We start from the raw sequence: 16,559 nt of genomic DNA, 5'->3' as shown, positions 1-16,559 counted from the left end.
ATTCCAACTGTGTTCCTGAAAGGGCAGATCTCTAAGCGATGCGGAAAACGTAATATCTGTAAAGTCATTACCAAGCCCTATAAGTCATTTTATTATGCTTTGAAAGATGGACTGATAAAAGAGGGGATACCTGTCAGAGGTGACTTGAAATTACGTAAAATACCCCTAGAAGCAAGAGGACTTTTTACGTATTATTCGGATTCTTTAGAAGAGATCATTTCTGAAACAAACAAAGAGAGCAATAACCTTTATGCAAGACATCTGTTGCTTCTTTTGGGTGCAAAAACATATGGTGCTCCTGCCACATTAAAAAAAGGAAGTGATGCGATCACTAATATCTTGGATTCCAGAGGTGCCTTGGGTGAGGGACAATTGAAGATCGATAACGGAAGCGGTCTCTCACGTACATCCAAAATGAATGCAAAACTTTTAGCTGAAATGTTTGATCATGCATATGACCGTTACGGATACAGATGGATGAATACACTTTCTATAGCGGGTGTAGATGGTACTATCAAAAAACGTTTTAGACATACGGTTGTTAAAAAACGTGCATGGATGAAAACAGGTACACTGAAACGAGTCAAAAATATAGGTGGGTATGTTAAAAACAAAGCAGGGAAATACTATACAGTTGTGATTATCATTAATAGTACAAAGGCAAGATATCGTGGTGCAAAATTACAAAATGAGATTATGAAGTGGTTGGCGAAAACTACTGCTAAACCTACGTTGAGATCTTCTCCCAAAAAAGTTATAAAGAAAAAAGTCACAAAGAAAAAGAGTCAATCAGATAATTTATTTACAAACGTCAAAACAAAAGTACCACCTAAAATGCAATATGCAGCAAAGGATCCTGCTGTGAAGTATTATGTACAAGCTGGTTCCTTCGCTGCGATGCCGAACAAAAACTATTTATCAGAGATAAAAGCTTTAGGGTTCACTTACACTGTACGTCATACAGATAAATATAAAGTGTTTATCGGTGCATATAATGATGAAACAAATGCGAGGAAAGCCTTAAAAAAAGTACGTGAACATATCAATATCGGTGCATTTATCGTAAAGTTGTAGTTTACACCAAATACGATATAATCCCTTAAAAATTTAGGGCAACAATGAACTTTGAAACTTACCCTTTTGAGAAACTCAATCAACTACTTGAAAATGTAACACCTAACAGTGATTACAGTGCACTGAGCCTGACGATCGGTGAGCCTCAGTTTGAGACACCCGCATTTATACTGGATGCACTCAATGATGCCTCTTCACTACTCAATAAGTATCCGAAAACTGCTGGTGAAGCAGAGCTTAGAGAAGGGATGTTGACCTATAACAAAGAACGTTTCGGTCTAACACTGACACATGCACAGATCATTCCTACATTCGGTACAAGAGAAGTACTGTTTAACTTCCCACAATTTTTACTGCATGATGTAAAAGATCCTGTAATGGTTTTTCCCAACCCTTTTTACCAGATCTATGAAGGTGCGGCTAAAGCATGCAGAGCTGAGGTCATTTACCTGAATCTTCATGAAACAAATCACTTTCAACCTGTAATCAATGAAGAATCACTAAGCAGAGCAGATTTTGTGATACTCAATTCACCTAACAATCCTACATCATCAGTCATGTGTATGGAAGATCTGAAGCGTTGGGTAGAGTTGGCACTCAAACATGATTTTGTACTTTTAAATGATGAGTGTTATGCTGATCTTTACTTGGATGAGCCTCTTCCTTCACTTCTCAATGCAAGCATAGAAGTCGGAAATGAAAGCTTTAAGAATGTGTTGGTGATCAACTCTATTTCTAAACGTTCATCTGCACCGGGACTCCGTTCTGGTTTCATCGCAGGTGATGCAGAGATACTTAAAGAGTATATGGTCTATAGAACTTATGTGGGTTGTGCATCACCACTACCACTCCAGCATGCTGCGGCAGCTGCATGGGCAGATCAGGAACATGTAGATGGATTTAGAGCGAAATATAAAAAGAATTTTGAAGTAGCCAAAGAGGTTTTAGGTGTAGATGCTCCTGAGGCGACATTCTATATTTGGCTCAAAGTCAAAGATGAGATAGACTTTACTGTAAAACTTTTTAAAGAGTATAATCTCAAAGTCATCCCCGGTTCCTTTTTAGGACGGGAAGGTGAAGGTCAAGGGTATGTGAGACTGGCCCTTGTGTATGAAGCAGAAAAGACAAGAGAAGCATTAGAACGAATACAATTAGCATTGGAGCAATAATGGAAAACCCGGAAATACACGTAGAAGAATTAAAAAAAGACCCAGAGTTTTTAGCGAATATTCAGAGACTTGAAATTGAATGTAAAGAAGAAGAGAGTATTGCAAAAGGGTACCAGCTTTTAGATGCACAGCTCATCATTGAAGCCCCGGAAGATGAGATCAATGAGATCTTTACATTTATTGTCAACACAGCATTTGACAGACTGGCAGAAAAACTGACCAGCTCTCAGTCATTTGATATGAATGATGCAGAAGACTTAGCTACAGCAAGAGCCATCTATGAACATGGAATCCAGCGTTACAGTGAGAATGACAAAAAGGGTGCAAAAGAGATCTTTCTTGTGCTGAACTATACGATCGACCATGCAGACCTTAAAGATGCGATGATGGTACATGCAGCTGCAGTGATGGCGGGGAACAGTTTTGAAGATTTTATAGAAAATCTTGTCGATGTTGAAGGCGTAAATGAGCATGATCCTCTTGCTTTTTTCATACAGACATTTACACAGCCTACAGACATTTTACTTACAATGTTTGCAAAACATGTAAAGCAGGGTAAAGAAGAACTTAGAGTACTGGATGAGTCAAAGGAAAAATAGGTGAAAAAAATACATTTTATAGGCATTGGCGGTATTGGACTTTCAGCGTTGGCAAAGTTTCTTTTTAATGACGGACATAAGATCTCTGGGTCAGATATCAAACAAACAGAGATCACCAATGACCTGGCAACGAACTTTGATGCGAAGATCACTATACCGCACCATGAAGATGCTGTGGAAGGTGTAGATAGAGTTATCTATTCCGCGGCTGTGCGTCCTAATAATCCTGAGTATCAAAAAGCACAGGAGTTAGGGATAGAGTTACTTTCACGTAAAGAGTCTTTAAAAAGTATCTTGGGTAACAAAGAAGTCTATGCGGTGGGTGGAGCACATGGTAAGAGTACCACTTCAGCGATGCTCTCTTCCATCATTCCTGAGTCTAATGCTCTTATTGGGGCTATCAGTAAAGAGTTTGGCTCAAACGTACGTAATTATCCCAACGACAAAGTGGTCTTTGAAGCAGATGAGAGTGACGAGAGTTTTTTAAATTCCAATCCGCATCTTGCCATCGTGACCAATGTTGAACCAGAGCATATGGAATACTATGAGTATGATGAAGAGCGTTTTTACAATGCCTATAGAAACTTTTTATCTCTAGCTAAAATACGTGTGATCAATGCAGAAGATGAATTTCTCTCTTCTTTGGAGATGGATAGCATTAAACTGTACCCATCTAAAGATATCAAAAACATTGAATTTGTTTTAGTCGATGGCGAGCCTCATACTAAGTTTGAACTTTTAGATCTGGGGTCATTTGAAGTATTCGGTTTTGGAAACCATATTGCTTTGGATGCCGCGTTAGCGATATTGGGTGCTTTAGAGTTAGGAGAGGAGCTAGAAGATATACGAGCAAATCTTTTACACTATAAAGGAATCAAGAAACGTTTTGACATTGTACAAAACCAAGAAGAGTGTGTGGTCATAGATGACTATGGACATCATCCAACAGAGATAAAAGTCACAATGGAGTCATTGCAGATCTATAAGAATTTACGTGAATTCTCTAAACTGAATGTCATCTGGCAGCCGCATAAGTATAGCCGTACAATGGATAATCTCCAAGGCTTTGTAGATTGTTTTGAAGGTGTAGATGAATTGATCATTCTTCCTATCTGGGCAGCAGGTGAATTGGAAGTGGACATTGATCTTAAAGGTGCATTCAGCCGCTACAAACTGCTTATGGCAGACTCTGTCACGAAAGAAGATGGTGTAGTGAAAATCTTTAAAGACGGTCATATCATACAAGAATACAGTGATGGACTTATCACTGCTTTTGGTGCGGGAGATATTACGTATCAGATACGAGGAGAGGCTTAAGCTCCTCATTTGTGAGCGAACTAAAAAAACTATGATCTTGACACATCAAGTTATGGATGATTCTTTAAAATCCAATCAAATATATTATAAGGATAAACAATGAAGAAAAAAATGATACTTTTCCTATGCACTTTACTACTTCCAGCAACAGTGATGGCTGATGAAGTAAAAGTAAGTGATGTAGGATCAGAGTACTCAACCTATCAAAAGATTGAGGCAAGTAAAGAATTGAAGCAAAGCATCAATATCGGGTTTTCAAATCTTACAGGTAATACAGATACAATGAATTTAAATGGTAAATATACTATGTCCGTTATCAAATCGGGGTATGAGAATAAACCGCTTAAATTAATGTTTGATGCAAATGCATTTGTTACAGAGAACAACGATGTGAAAGATAATGAAGAGTACAGTGCAAATCTTGCTTTAGAACAGTCTATTATCGATAAATGGCTGGTATATGCATCTGCGCATTGGCTGAGAAATGAGTTCAGAAATTATGACAACAAATTATCTATAGCTACAGGTATAGGTAAAGAGCTTTATAATGATGGTCAACATCTTTTTAAAGCCAGAATAGGTATTGCATATAATTTACAACAACATAGCAATGATCAGCCTGATGAAGAGTTTATCTCTTTCAACCAATATTTAGAATATACGAATCAACTTAATACAATAAGTCATCTGTATGTAAAACTAGGCGCATTCGAAAATTTTGAAAACTTCTCAAACGATTATGAGATACTTTTTGTAGCAGGGCTTAATTTCGCAGTTGCAACAGATATAAGTGTGATTTTGGAGGGAGAAGTGAATTATGATAATCTTCCTCCTGTCGGGTTTGAAAAAACCGATACGAAAACGATCGTAAGAGTTGGGTACAATTTCTAATATTTTACAGTAAGTGTACAGGAAATTTTCGTGTACGCTTTTTTTCTAACCTATACATAATTCGCTATAATTCTATTATATTTAGTGACCCGAGGAAGAGTACTGGTGCGAACAGAACAATCAAACGAAAAATCTATCATACAGAAATTGGACCTAGATGGATATATCCAGCAGTTTCAAAAGTTCTTAGCCAGAGAAAAACCTATAGCAATGATGGGGGATATTAATCAGCATTATCGTTATATACAGGCACTCTCCAAAGTACAATTTCCCATACCAAATCCAGTACCAAATTTAGACAGAGAACTCAATCTTATTAAAAAACAAGGGGTACTTTCCTTAGATGAGATCTATGCTTTTATTTCGATGATCTCGTACTTTAATACCCTTAATGCAGTAGGTTTTACAGAACCGCTTATCTCTTGGATACAAAGCATAGAAATTCCTGAAGAGATCGTAGAGATCATAGGGTATTTCACTGCCGAAGGAGATATCAATCCTGAACGTGATCCTGAACTGTACAAACTTGAACGAGCGATCAAGCAAAATAAGATAGACATTAAAGAGACACTCTATAAATTGGCACACTCAAGTAAACTTAGAGACTATCTTGTAGATACACAAGTACACTTCAATGGTGGAGAAGAGACCTTGTTGGTACGTGGAGGGTTCAATAATGCGATTAAGGCTACGGTCGCTGCACGTAGTTCTGGAGGCTTTTTTTATATCATCCCTCAAAGTATTTCTCACTTAAAAGAGAAAGAGTCTGCACTACTTAGCAGTAAAGAGGAGTTGATCTATACCTATTGTAAAAATATCTCAGCGACCTTTTTTAAATGGGAACGTTTCTTAGCGTTTATCAATAAAGAGTATGACAGGTTTGACCACTACCAGGCACGGGTGAGCTTTGCAAGAGCCAAAGAGTATGAGTTCATCTTGCCAAGCAAAAATAAACGTATCAAATTAGAAGATTTCGCACACCCTGCTATAGAGAACCCCGTACCCATTACTATGGATTTTTCTAAACAGATCATGCTTATCACAGGTGTGAATGCCGGTGGTAAAACGATGCTCTTAAAGTCTTTGCTTTCAGCAGTCTATATGAGTAAATACTTGCTTCCCTTCAAATGTAATGCAGCACATACACAAGTAGGGCATTACAAAGGTATAGAAGCTGTTATTGATGACCCTCAATCTGTCAAGAATGATATTTCAACTTTTGCAGGTCGTATGCAGGAGTTTGCAAAACTTTTTAATAAAGAAGATGCAATCGTCGGAGTAGATGAGATAGAGTTAGGGACCGACAGTGATGAAGCGGCCAGTTTGTTTCGAGTGATGCTGGATGAATTGCGAAAAAAAGGCATCACTTTTATCGTAACGACACACCACAAGCGTTTGGCTTCACTGATGGCAGGTGATGATGAGGTGGAGCTCATCGCGGCACTCTATGATGAAGAACGCAGAGTACCTACCTATACTTTCTTGCAGGGGAGTATCGGAAAGAGTTATGCATTTGAGACGGCACAACGGTATGGAGTGCCGGTATCCATCGTCAATAAAGCAAAAGAGGTTTATGGTGAGGACAAGGAAAATCTTAATGAACTCATAGAAAGATCTACCTCACTTGAACGTGAAATGCGTTTGAAGATCGCTAAGGTAGATGATGAACTGAAGTCTGTAGAGAGACAAAAACAGAAGCTTTTAGATGAAGAGCTGAAACTTCAGGAGAGTCATAGAAAAGCGATCGCTACACTTGAGAATCGCTATAATGCTGCGACGAAAAAAGCAAGAGAAGCCTTAAAAGTACAAGAGTCAACAGAGGGGAGACGTCTACTTAATGTGGCACACCAGCGTAAAGACTTTAAGCAAAAGGAAGTGAAATTAAAAGATGAAGTTCCACTTAAAGAGGGGGATAAGGTAAAGTACCGTTCTCATAAAGGTGAGATACTTGCTATACGCGGAAAAGATGCTACGATCATCGTAGATGGTTTGAAGATGAGAGTGCCTCTGGGACAACTCAAAAGAAGGGGAGATACACCTCAGATAAAAGTGAAACCTAAAGCAAAAGAAGTCAAGGTAAATGTTGAAAAATCAGGGGCATCTGTCTCTGTGAAACTACTCGGTATGTATGGAGATGAAGCCATAGATACGGTTGATAAGTTTCTTTCAGATGCATTGGTAAATGGCTTAAGTGAAGTACAGATCATTCATGGTACCGGTGGGGGTGTGTTAGCAAAATTGGTGAGTGAGTATCTTAAAAAGCACCCAAAGATACAGAAATATTATAGAATGCCTGGAAACTTAGGAATTACAGTTGTAGAACTATAGAACTCTCTCGTATTCAGAGAGTTCTATAACCCCTCTTTTAACTCCAAAAGGTATAATATAAGCAATTAAACTGTTGCAGGAGAATTACGTGAGCATTAAAGATGATGTGAATTATGTAAAAAAAGAGTTAAGTGGAGATGAAAAGGTACTTGAGAGTGCTTTTAAACTAGAGTCACTTTATAAAAAATACAAGTTTCATTTATGGGGTGTTGTTGTAGCACTCATCTTATTTTTTGGTGGTCAAGCGGCAATGGATACTGTGCATCAAGGAAAACTTGAAAAAGCCAATGAAGCTTTTCTCACACTGCAGACCAAAAGTGATGATGCCAATGCACTTAAAGCACTTAAAGAGAACAACCCGGCACTTTTTGAGCTTTATACTTATTCACAAGCAGTTGAAAAAGAAGATGTGAAAGCTTTAGAGGCTTTGTCTGCAAGTAACAATAGTGTTATCGCTGATGCGAGTGGTTATACTGCAGGAGTACTGAATAAAAAACCTGTTGATTCAAAACTCTATAAAGAGATGGCATTGTTTCAAGAAGCATACTTGGCGATCGTTGCAGGTGATGTAAAGATGGCCCAGAATAAATTGGAACTTATCGATGAACGCTCAGCACTTTCTGTCATTACAGAATTCCTTAAACACTCTACCATAAAGGCAAAATAATGAAAGCTCTGTCACTTATTGCATTTACGTTAGCAGCATTACTTTTTTTCGGATGTAGCAGTAAAAAATATTTTGAACCAGAGCAAACATTTTCGGCATCAAATGCTTCCACTTCAAATGGTGAGAATATCACTGATATCAGCCGTGATGGTGCGACGCTTAAAAGTGGACAATACATAGGAAAAACGGGTATAAGTAGTATCAATCTTGGTGAAGGTTATAGATTTATAAATGAAAGTGATAAGTATGTGCTGGCTGCAAATCCTGAGGGTATTTTAAAAGTTATCGATAAAAAAACGAAGGATGCAGTACGTGCTGTTTCTCTAAAAATACCTGTTGTTTCTGCAACGATCAAAAATGGTGTCATAGCATATGTGCTCAACAACAATAGTTTTGGTATCTATCAAATGGCAGATAACAGAAAAGTGGTTGAAAGTCGTTCTGAGACAACATTTGCTATTGATACAAGAGCCGCAAGTCCAATATTTATTGATAATCTAGTTGTGATGCCTATGCTTGATGGGAAACTTATTATTGTCGATGTAGCAGATAGTGAAAATGCAAAAGTAGTTTATATCAGTAATGAAAAAGCATTTAATAATATCATATACTTAACTCGTAAGAGTAATACTATGATCGCTGCAACGCCAAAAAAACTTCTTACATTGGGTAATGGTGGGCAAAGAGAGTATCAAGAAAATATCTCTGAAGTCGCATATGATAATGGGATCATTTATCTCTTTACAAAAGAAGGTGAAGTCATCGCATTGGATAATGATCTTGAAAAAGTTGGAGAATCAAAGTATAAATTTGCACACTACTCTGCAGGTACAGCCTTTAATGGCAGAGTGTATGCTCTAGATCAAGGAGGTTCACTTATCGTTATGGACAGTGCTTTAAGTAAACAGAAGATCTATGACCTTGGAGAAGTAGATGAACCAGCATTTATTGCAGGAACAAAGCTCTATAAAGATGGTGATATAATTGAATTGTCAAAACTAGGTTATGAGTGATCTACTGATAGCCTTTGAAGAGTATTTAAGTGTTACAAAGGCACTTGATACACTGACTGTTTCTTCTTATTTGGCTGACCTTGGCCAATTGGAAGAAGCGAGTAAAAAAACACTGACCAAACTTGATACTACGGATATCTTAAAATATCTATCTTCCTTTGAAAATAAAAGAACATTAAACAGAAAACTCTCTTCTATCAATGCATTTTTCCATTTTTGTCATAAACAAGATTTCAGACATGAAAAAATTAAGATCCCTATGGCAAAAGTACCCAAAAACCTACCTAAATATATGAGCAGTGAGGATATCTTAAAGGGTTTAAAAAGTATTGACAGAAGCACACTGATTGGGTTACGTGATTATACACTGATACTTTTTTTATATGCTAGTGGATGTCGGATATCTGAAGCATTAAGTGTACAACGTAGTGATATCGTAGACGGTTGGTTGAAGATACGTTTTGCCAAGGGCGAAAAAGAGCGTATAGTACCTCTTGCTCCTATAGCTGTTGAGGCATTAGAAATGTATATGCAAGAACAAAGCATGGCAAGTAGTCATATCTGGTTGAATTACAAAGGCGATGTACTCAGCCGTATCTCCGCTTATAAAATAGTGAAGAAGTATTTGGGCGTATCACCCCATGTCTTGAGACATTCATTTGCTTCATCTCTTATTATTGGCGGTGCAGATCTGCGTGTAGTGCAAGAGCTATTAGGTCACAGTTCCTTGGAGACCACACAGATCTATACACATATACAAAAACAGAATTTGGCAGAGACTATGAACAGTTATCATCCCCTTAAAGGAGCATCATGAAAGAGTTGGTTGAATATTTAAACCATAAAAACATTATTTTTAAATCACTCAAAGAGATCACGCCCAAAGAGTTGGGTTCTCGTAAAAAGATTTCTCTCTATTTGGGTGTTGAGCTAAAACAGAACTATTATGCACTGGTTATGGAAGTTGAAAAGAAGAGCAGGGTACTTCGCAAAGAAGCAGGTGAATTGATGCTTTTACATGAAAAGTTGGAAAACTATATTGGCAGTAAGATCACAAAAAAATATATCATAGTCAAAGCACCATTGTGTTCTCATGCAAAAGCGATGTTAGAAGAGAATGGATGGAAGGTATGGCATGTGTCCGAATAAGGAGACAAGGCCTCTTGTGATAAGGGAGAGAGTGTTACTTGCAGACATTGGGAATAGCTATTTTCATATTTATGATGGTTCTAAGGTGGAGCATTTATCGTATAAAGAGGCTATCAGTAAATATAGTAAAGAATTACTTTGTTATATCTCTGTGAAACAACAATTGGACACTGCCATTCAAGATATCGCTTTATGGAAAAATATCTCAGCACAGATGGAATTGCAGGGTGCCTATGAGACGATGGGTGTTGATAGAAAGGCATTGTGTCTAAGTCATAAAGATGGGGTTTTTGTAGATGCGGGTTCGGCCATTACCGTTGATATCATGCAAGATGGTACCTATATGGGTGGATTTATATATCCTGGTTTAAAAGCGATGCTCGATACTTATGCAGCTATCTCACCTGCACTTGAAACCCAGTTGAATGAAAAAATATCTTTAGTGAGGTTACCTACAACAACTAAAGATGGGATAAGCTATGGTATAATCGCGTCTATAAAAGCACTCATAGATAAACATAGTAATGGTAAAAAACTCTATTTTACCGGTGGAGATGGAAAACTTTTGTCAAGTTTTTTTAAAGAAGCTACGTATGATGAAATGTTGGTATTTGATGGGATGCGAAAAGTGATTAAGGAAGCAGAGATATGTTAACAGTAGCACTTCCAAAAGGAAGAATAGCAGAGCAAACACTTGAAATATTTGCTGAAATTTTCGGTGGAGAATTTAAGTTTGAAGGTAGAGAACTCATATTGGATATGGGTGACTTTCGTTTTTTAAACGTACGTAATCAAGATGTACCAACGTATGTTGAGCATGGTGCAGCAGATATCGGTGTAGTAGGACTTGACGTGATTACGGAAAAAGAGCTGGACATCATCCAACTTCTTGATATGCAGTTAGGTAAGTGTAAAGTTTCTATTGGTATTAAAAATGAAGATGAACTGGACTGGTCACGTCCTAACATTAAAGTAGCAACCAAAATGGTAAACATCACGAAGAATTACTTTGCGCAAAAAGCAGTAGGTGTAGAAGTGGTGAAACTTTATGGTTCTATAGAATTGGCTCCTCTTGTTGGCTTGGCAGATGCTATTGTGGATATCGTAGAAACAGGTTCTACGATGAGAGAAAACGGATTGAAAGTGGCTGAAGATATTATGGATTCTTCTGCGCATCTTATCTCAAATAAAAACAGTTTTTATGGAAAGAAAGAAGAGATCCTTTCTTTATATGAAAAGATCAAAACGGTTGTAGAGAGTCGTGGTTGATTCAGCTGTTGACCCACTTGATCTCTACGCAAAAGTAGAGGACCTCCTCGGTGTAAAAGAAGCTGCTCCAGATCTTTATGCACATTACCTTCTTTTTTTAAGTTCTGTAGACTTTGAGACCCTTTTAGATGTGGGTTGCGGTTCTGGAGATTTTTTACGTCAAATACATGGTGCACTAAAGATACCTCGAGTAAAAGGGATAGATCTTAGTCCTATGATGGTTTCCAAAACACTTGAACAAGGCTATGATGCTGAGTGTATCAACCTATGTGATGTAAAGGGTCAGTATGATGTATTGACAGCTGTATTTGATATGTTGAATTATCTAGACAAAGAACAACTAAAACATTTTTTTGCGTGTGTCAGAGAACATTTAAATGATGATGGACTCTTTCTTTGTGATATAAACACATTATATGGTTTTGAAAATGTAGCAGTCGGTGCTTACATTGTAGATGATGAAGAGAGATTTTTAACCATCGACAGTGATTTTGAGAATTGTGAGTATAGTGCCGAGTTCACACTTTTTGAAAAAGAGGGCATTACATTTAACAAGTCTCAAGAAACGATCAGACAATATTATCATACAGTAGGCGATATCGTTATGGTAAGTGGTCTAGAACTGGTACAGAGTGATGATGTCAATCTTTACGGTTTTGATGAAGCGGATAAAGCGTTTCTTGTGTTAAAAAAGGGTTAATAGGGATCTATGAAGTGCGAAGTCCATCAGTAAGATGGACTTCTATAAGAGAGGTAAAACCTATCTTACGTTTTCGAATGGATTTTCAACAACATTCTTTCTATCTACGATATAAGGAATAAGTGCTGTTTGTCTAGCTCTTTTGATTGCGCCTGTTACAAGCTCTTGGTGTCTTTTACAGTTACCAGTGAGTCTTCTTGGCATAATTTTAAATCTCTCACTTAGTGAGAATTTAAGTTGTCCTAAATCTTTGTAGTCTATAAAGTCTACTTTTAATTCACAATATTTACAAAATCTTTTTTTAAATTTTCTTCTTTCTGCCATGGTGTTCTCCTAAAACGGTATTTCATCTTCATTGATGTCAATTTCTGGGATGTTTGACGTAGGTTGTGGTGCAGCTTTCGGAGCAGACGGTGCAGGTTGGCTATAGCTATCGTTTGATGGAGCATTATAATCTGTTCCACCTTGTTGACTATATGCATTACCACCCATAGGTGCTGCTTCGTCTTTACTTCCTAGCATTTGAAGGTTTTCCACTGTTACTGAGTGTTTACTTCTTTTGCTTCCGTCTTGTGCTGTCCACTGATCTAGCTTCAATCTTCCATCTACTAAAACTTTGCTACCTTTACGTAAGTACTGATTTGCAATTTCAGCAGTTCTACCAAAAAAAGTAAGGTCTACAAAGAGTACTTCTTCTTTTTGTTCACCAGTTTGAGACTTGAATTTACGTGAAGTTGCGATGGCAGTACTACCAATGGCAGATCCACTTTGTGTATATTTGATCTCAATATCTCTCGTGAGGTTTCCGGCTAAAATTATCTTGTTGTACATAAGGTTGCTCCTAATCTATGGTTGATTATGCTTCTGTAGCTTCTGTTGCAGGCGCTGCTGCCTCAGGTGCTTTCGTCTCTGCTACAGGAGTAGCTTCTTTTTTGTTCGCTGCTGCCACAAGTTTATTAAATTGTGCTAGCTCTTTGTTTTTAGTATATTTTACAGTTAAAAACTTCATGACATCTTCGTTGATCTTAAGATTTCTCTCAAGTTCTTGGATCGTTGTACCTTCTGCTTTATAGAAAAGAACAGTATAGTAACCTCTAGCATGCTTTTCTACTTGGTATGCAAGTTTTCTCATACCCATATCATTAGTACCAACTAGCTCGGCACCTTCTTTAGCAAGAACATTTTTTACTTTCGTAATTTGTGCTGCAATCTCTTCTTCTGTAAGTGTAGGTTTAATTACAAACAGTGTTTCATAACAAGTCATATTGTTTCCTTTTGGTTTAATAGCCCATGTATACAGCTGTAAACAAACATCTACTTAATGTAAGTATAGCTGTCCAAAAATGAGCAAGAATTTTGGAAGCGTTATATTACAATAATATCCCTTAGTCACACATTAGAATATTTTTTAGATATTTTTTTGTTATAAACTCGTAATATTAATAAGTTTTCTTGTATTATTTGATAAAGTTAATTTATAGCAAAGGGAATTATTATGGAAAGAAGAAATTTTTTACGTTTATCAGCAACATCGGCAATGGCAGTAGCGATTGCTCCATCACTTATCACACAGAAGCTTTATGCAGAAGATGGTAGTCTATTTCAAGCATTTGAAAAGGCACAACTTAAAGATGCAGAAGGTAATCCGTTAAAATCAAAAGCGTTGGTCAAAGAAGAGAACTATGTATTTATGTATCCCCATGCTGCGACTCCTGCGATCATGGTTGATCTTCCTAAGCCTACACAAAAAGATATTAAGCTTAAAGCTGAAGATGGAACTGAATATGTTTATAAAGGTGGTGCAGGAGCAAAAGGAACAATTGTTGCTTATTCTGCTATCTGTGCGCATCAATTAACGCATCCTACAGCTGCCATGTCTATGTTCCAGTATGTACCAACTTCAGGAAAAACATTAGCATATGATAGAGCAGGTGTTTTTGTCTGTACTTCACACCTTGCTGCATACGATCCAAACGAAGGTGGTAAAGTTGTGGGTGGACCAGCAAAACAAGGTTTGGCTTCTATTATTCTTGAAATTGATGCAGATGATAATATCTGGGCCGTTGCTGTGCTTGGACCGACAAAATTCCAAGACTTCTTTGATTCATTTAAACAACAGCACAAAGCGGATTATGGAAGAAGAGGTGCTAAAAAACTCACAACAGGAGAAGCAAAGGTACAAACACTTACAAACTTCTCAAAAGAGTTGATCCAAGCTTAATACCCTTCCATATATAAGGTAAGATATCTTTATCCTACCTTATAGTTTTTAAATTATCATCCAAAATCTCATATCTATATACATAAAAAGAAAGAAAAAAATCTCCTCAATAGTACAAAATGAAGTATTGTCTCTATACTTTGAAATTTTTTTGCATGCACATATAAACAAGATCAAAACTAGAAAATGACAGGTGAAGAAAGATGTGATTTCTATCTATTCTTAAATTGATGCAGATGATAAAATATGGACAGTTACAGTATGAGATCCAATAGTATTCAGATGCAGTCAAAAAATTTTATAAAAAAAGTGAAAATCTAAAAAAATGACAAAAAATGACGTTAAAATAGATCCATTTACACACTATCATAAAAGAGATGATACAGGCCTAAAAGCCCTATATATAAGGTAGAATAAACTACATTATTTTCTGTGGTTATTACATTAAAATTTCCTTGTGCCTTTTTGTTACAACTTCAAAAAAATTCATAAATTACTTCAAAATAATTGCCATTAAATATAACTTCTGTCATAATTGGATTACTTTATATTATGTAAAGAGATTAACAATACAATTCTAAATAGGAGACATTATGGCAATGAATAGAAGAGATACGTTTAAACTTGCTGGTGTTGCTGCAGCGGCTGCAGCTATGCCAAGCATGGCGGTAGCGAGTGGGAAAAAAGCGGCAGCTAAAAAAGCAACTGGGAAATCTGTAGTAATTATCGGAGCTGGTTTTGGTGGACTTACAATGGCTAAGGCACTTAGACAAAAAGATAAAAGCATTGATGTAACAGTGATTGAGAAAAGAGCTATGCATATGGCTTGTCCATTATCAAATGGATTACTTGGTGGACTTGACAACATGGCTTTAGATATGTTTGTTGGTGATTATGGTCAACCAGCAACAAAGTATGGTTACACTTTTGTAAATTCAGAAGTAACATCTATCGATAGAAAAGCGAAAACAGTTTCAACTTCAACGTGTGGTGATGTTGCTTATGATATTCTTGTGCTTTCTCCAGGTATTGCATATGACTATGAGAATCAATTTCCAAAATGGTCAAAAGAAAAAATTGCTCATGTAGCAGCAGCTTGTCCAGGAGCACTTATGCCAGGTAATGAGCACATTGCACTTAAAAGACAACTTGAAAATATGGATGATGGTAACGTATATATTGTACCACCTGCAAAAGGTAAATTTAGATGTCCTCCAGCACCATATGAGAGAACAGCTATGATTGCAAACTACTTGAAAAATGAAGGTATCAAAGGTAAAGTAATTGTACTTGATACTAGAGGTGGTAAATTTGCAAAAGCGGCAGCATTTAAAGAATCTTGGGCTGATTTATTTAAAGATCAAATTGAGTATAAAGGTCTTACAGAAGTAACTGATGTAGATCCAGTAGCTAAAACAATCACATATACTGAGTTTGCAAATGATGATGATGAAAAAGGTACAGTCAAAACTGAAAAGTATGAAGTATGTAACCTTATTCCTATCAACAAATGTTCACCAGTAATTGCTATGGCAGGTATTGAGCACAATGGTGCTGGTTATGCAATGATGGACGGTTTCAGCTTCAGATCTAAAACAGATAAAAACGTTTATGTTATTGGTGATGCTGTTACTCATGCTATCCCACCAAGTGGTCAAACAGCTATCTGGGGTGCTCATAGAGCTACAGGACAGATCATTGATCAACTTAACGGTAAAGTATCTGATCCTAAAGCAGGTCTTCCAGCTAAAGCAGCAAACGTATGTTTCTCAATGGTAGGTGGTAAACCAGAAGAAGCGATCATGGTTACACTTACATTTACAGCAGATCCAAGTGGTAAACTGAAAGGTAAAGGAAATGTTCCTAAGCCAAAAGATGGCAACGGTAAATTCAGATCTAAAGGTACTGCAACTGCTACTAGAGAGTGGTTCGGCGGAGTAATGAGAGAAATGTTCTCTTAATAGAAATAGATAATCTTTTAGATTATTTGCACCCATCTTTAAAAGATGGGTGCATTCACTTACTTGAATTAAGCTCCTTTACCCAAGCTTTCAAATCTACGTACAACTAATCAAAAATCTCTATCTATTTAAACTTTTAAATCTAAGCACAATTCATTAAAAATCTTAACTTATTATATTTCTTCAAAATGCTTTAGAAGA

At 36.9% G+C, this 16,559-nt stretch carries 18 protein-coding genes; 15 read left to right on the top strand and 3 right to left on the bottom strand.

All coding sequences use genetic code 11. The features are described 5' to 3' along the window. The 13 genes from WBM70_RS02515 to WBM70_RS02455 form a co-directional block, all read left to right on the top strand. Positions 1-1,074: D-alanyl-D-alanine carboxypeptidase (locus WBM70_RS02515; protein ID WP_424556942.1), on the top strand; the 1,074-nt coding region annotated here is incomplete at its 5' end. 44 nt (positions 1,075-1,118) lie between these two features. Continuing rightward, complete coding sequence (locus tag WBM70_RS02510; RefSeq protein ID WP_424556941.1) at positions 1,119-2,243, top strand: succinyldiaminopimelate transaminase; 1,125 nt, start codon at positions 1,119-1,121, stop codon at positions 2,241-2,243. Beyond that, positions 2,243-2,842: a hypothetical protein gene (locus tag WBM70_RS02505; protein WP_424556940.1), complete on the top strand. Its 600-nt coding sequence runs from the start codon at positions 2,243-2,245 to the stop codon at positions 2,840-2,842. The genes WBM70_RS02510 and WBM70_RS02505 overlap by 1 nt, the downstream gene beginning before the upstream one ends. Next, entirely contained in the window at positions 2,843-4,159 is a 1,317-nt protein-coding gene (murC, locus tag WBM70_RS02500; RefSeq protein ID WP_424556939.1) for a UDP-N-acetylmuramate--L-alanine ligase, read from the top strand. Between the two features lie 99 nt (positions 4,160-4,258). After that, positions 4,259-5,050, top strand: a complete 792-nt coding sequence (locus WBM70_RS02495; RefSeq protein WP_424556938.1) for a DUF481 domain-containing protein — start codon at positions 4,259-4,261, stop codon at positions 5,048-5,050. A 105-nt stretch (positions 5,051-5,155) separates the two neighbouring features. Continuing rightward, positions 5,156-7,378 carry an endonuclease MutS2 gene (locus WBM70_RS02490; RefSeq protein WP_424556937.1) on the top strand — a complete coding sequence of 741 codons (2,223 nt, stop codon included), beginning with the start codon at positions 5,156-5,158 and terminating at the stop codon, positions 7,376-7,378. An 88-nt stretch (positions 7,379-7,466) separates the two neighbouring features. Continuing rightward, on the top strand, positions 7,467-8,045 hold the full coding sequence (locus tag WBM70_RS02485) for a hypothetical protein (protein ID WP_424556936.1): 579 nt from the start codon (positions 7,467-7,469) through the stop codon (positions 8,043-8,045). After that, positions 8,045-9,058, top strand: coding sequence for a hypothetical protein (locus WBM70_RS02480; RefSeq protein ID WP_424556935.1), 1,014 nt, complete (start codon positions 8,045-8,047; stop codon positions 9,056-9,058). The genes WBM70_RS02485 and WBM70_RS02480 overlap by 1 nt, the downstream gene beginning before the upstream one ends. Next, the gene (locus tag WBM70_RS02475) at positions 9,051-9,875 is read left to right on the top strand and encodes a tyrosine-type recombinase/integrase (RefSeq protein WP_424556934.1); all 825 of its coding nucleotides are present in this window, start codon (positions 9,051-9,053) and stop codon (positions 9,873-9,875) included. The genes WBM70_RS02480 and WBM70_RS02475 overlap by 8 nt, the downstream gene beginning before the upstream one ends. After that, on the top strand, positions 9,872-10,207 hold the full coding sequence (locus WBM70_RS02470) for a hypothetical protein (RefSeq protein ID WP_424556933.1): 336 nt from the start codon (positions 9,872-9,874) through the stop codon (positions 10,205-10,207). The genes WBM70_RS02475 and WBM70_RS02470 overlap by 4 nt, the downstream gene beginning before the upstream one ends. A gap of 31 nt (positions 10,208-10,238) precedes the next feature. After that, complete coding sequence (locus WBM70_RS02465) at positions 10,239-10,862, top strand: type III pantothenate kinase (protein ID WP_424556932.1); 624 nt, start codon at positions 10,239-10,241, stop codon at positions 10,860-10,862. Continuing rightward, positions 10,856-11,476: an ATP phosphoribosyltransferase gene (hisG, locus tag WBM70_RS02460; RefSeq protein ID WP_424556931.1), complete on the top strand. Its 621-nt coding sequence runs from the start codon at positions 10,856-10,858 to the stop codon at positions 11,474-11,476. The genes WBM70_RS02465 and hisG overlap by 7 nt, the downstream gene beginning before the upstream one ends. Further along, positions 11,469-12,176 (top strand): methyltransferase domain-containing protein, encoded by a 708-nt coding sequence (locus WBM70_RS02455; protein ID WP_424556930.1) that lies wholly within the window; start codon positions 11,469-11,471, stop codon positions 12,174-12,176. Before hisG ends, WBM70_RS02455 begins: the two co-directional genes overlap by 8 nt. Before the next feature lie 60 nt (positions 12,177-12,236). Here WBM70_RS02455 and rpsR read toward each other — a convergent pair whose 3' ends face one another. From rpsR to rpsF, 3 genes are read right to left on the bottom strand one after another with little or no spacing between them, the layout of a single operon-like run. Beyond that, on the bottom strand, positions 12,237-12,500 hold the full coding sequence (gene rpsR / locus WBM70_RS02450; protein ID WP_373029167.1) for a 30S ribosomal protein S18: 264 nt from the start codon (positions 12,498-12,500) through the stop codon (positions 12,237-12,239). A 9-nt stretch (positions 12,501-12,509) separates the two neighbouring features. Next, the gene (locus WBM70_RS02445; protein WP_424556929.1) at positions 12,510-13,007 is read right to left on the bottom strand and encodes a single-stranded DNA-binding protein; all 498 of its coding nucleotides are present in this window, start codon (positions 13,005-13,007) and stop codon (positions 12,510-12,512) included. Between the two features lie 25 nt (positions 13,008-13,032). Continuing rightward, positions 13,033-13,440, bottom strand: a complete 408-nt coding sequence (rpsF, locus tag WBM70_RS02440) for a 30S ribosomal protein S6 (RefSeq protein WP_424556928.1) — start codon at positions 13,438-13,440, stop codon at positions 13,033-13,035. A 231-nt stretch (positions 13,441-13,671) separates the two neighbouring features. On the opposite strand from rpsF, the gene WBM70_RS02435 reads away from it, so the two are divergent. Further along, positions 13,672-14,397: a Rieske 2Fe-2S domain-containing protein gene (locus WBM70_RS02435; protein ID WP_424556927.1), complete on the top strand. Its 726-nt coding sequence runs from the start codon at positions 13,672-13,674 to the stop codon at positions 14,395-14,397. 593 nt (positions 14,398-14,990) lie between these two features. Then, entirely contained in the window at positions 14,991-16,358 is a 1,368-nt protein-coding gene (locus WBM70_RS02430; protein WP_424556926.1) for an FAD-dependent oxidoreductase, read from the top strand. The last annotated feature ends 201 nt before the right edge of the window (positions 16,359-16,559 follow it).

This window comes from Sulfurovum sp., from assembly GCF_049668085.1.
GTDB lineage: Bacteria > Campylobacterota > Campylobacteria > Campylobacterales > Sulfurovaceae > Sulfurovum.
The sequence above is the reverse complement of the archived record's forward strand: the minus strand, read 5'-3'. Positions and strand labels throughout refer to the sequence as shown.

Excerpts from the sequence above, each read along its gene's own strand:
- WBM70_RS02430 (WP_424556926.1), top strand. The coding sequence starts at position 14,991 with ATGGCAATGAATAGAAGAGATACGTTTAAACTTGCTGGTGTTGCTGCA.
- WBM70_RS02495 (WP_424556938.1), top strand. The coding sequence starts at position 4,259 with ATGAAGAAAAAAATGATACTTTTCCTATGCACTTTACTACTTCCAGCA.
- WBM70_RS02505 (WP_424556940.1), top strand. The coding sequence starts at position 2,243 with ATGGAAAACCCGGAAATACACGTAGAAGAATTAAAAAAAGACCCAGAG.
- rpsR (WP_373029167.1), bottom strand. The coding sequence starts at position 12,500 with ATGGCAGAAAGAAGAAAATTTAAAAAAAGATTTTGTAAATATTGTGAA.
- rpsF (WP_424556928.1), bottom strand. The coding sequence starts at position 13,440 with ATGACTTGTTATGAAACACTGTTTGTAATTAAACCTACACTTACAGAA.
- WBM70_RS02480 (WP_424556935.1), top strand. The coding sequence starts at position 8,045 with ATGAAAGCTCTGTCACTTATTGCATTTACGTTAGCAGCATTACTTTTT.
- WBM70_RS02445 (WP_424556929.1), bottom strand. The coding sequence starts at position 13,007 with ATGTACAACAAGATAATTTTAGCCGGAAACCTCACGAGAGATATTGAG.
- WBM70_RS02435 (WP_424556927.1), top strand. The coding sequence starts at position 13,672 with ATGGAAAGAAGAAATTTTTTACGTTTATCAGCAACATCGGCAATGGCA.
- WBM70_RS02475 (WP_424556934.1), top strand. The coding sequence starts at position 9,051 with ATGAGTGATCTACTGATAGCCTTTGAAGAGTATTTAAGTGTTACAAAG.
- WBM70_RS02470 (WP_424556933.1), top strand. The coding sequence starts at position 9,872 with ATGAAAGAGTTGGTTGAATATTTAAACCATAAAAACATTATTTTTAAA.
- hisG (WP_424556931.1), top strand. The coding sequence starts at position 10,856 with ATGTTAACAGTAGCACTTCCAAAAGGAAGAATAGCAGAGCAAACACTT.
- WBM70_RS02510 (WP_424556941.1), top strand. The coding sequence starts at position 1,119 with ATGAACTTTGAAACTTACCCTTTTGAGAAACTCAATCAACTACTTGAA.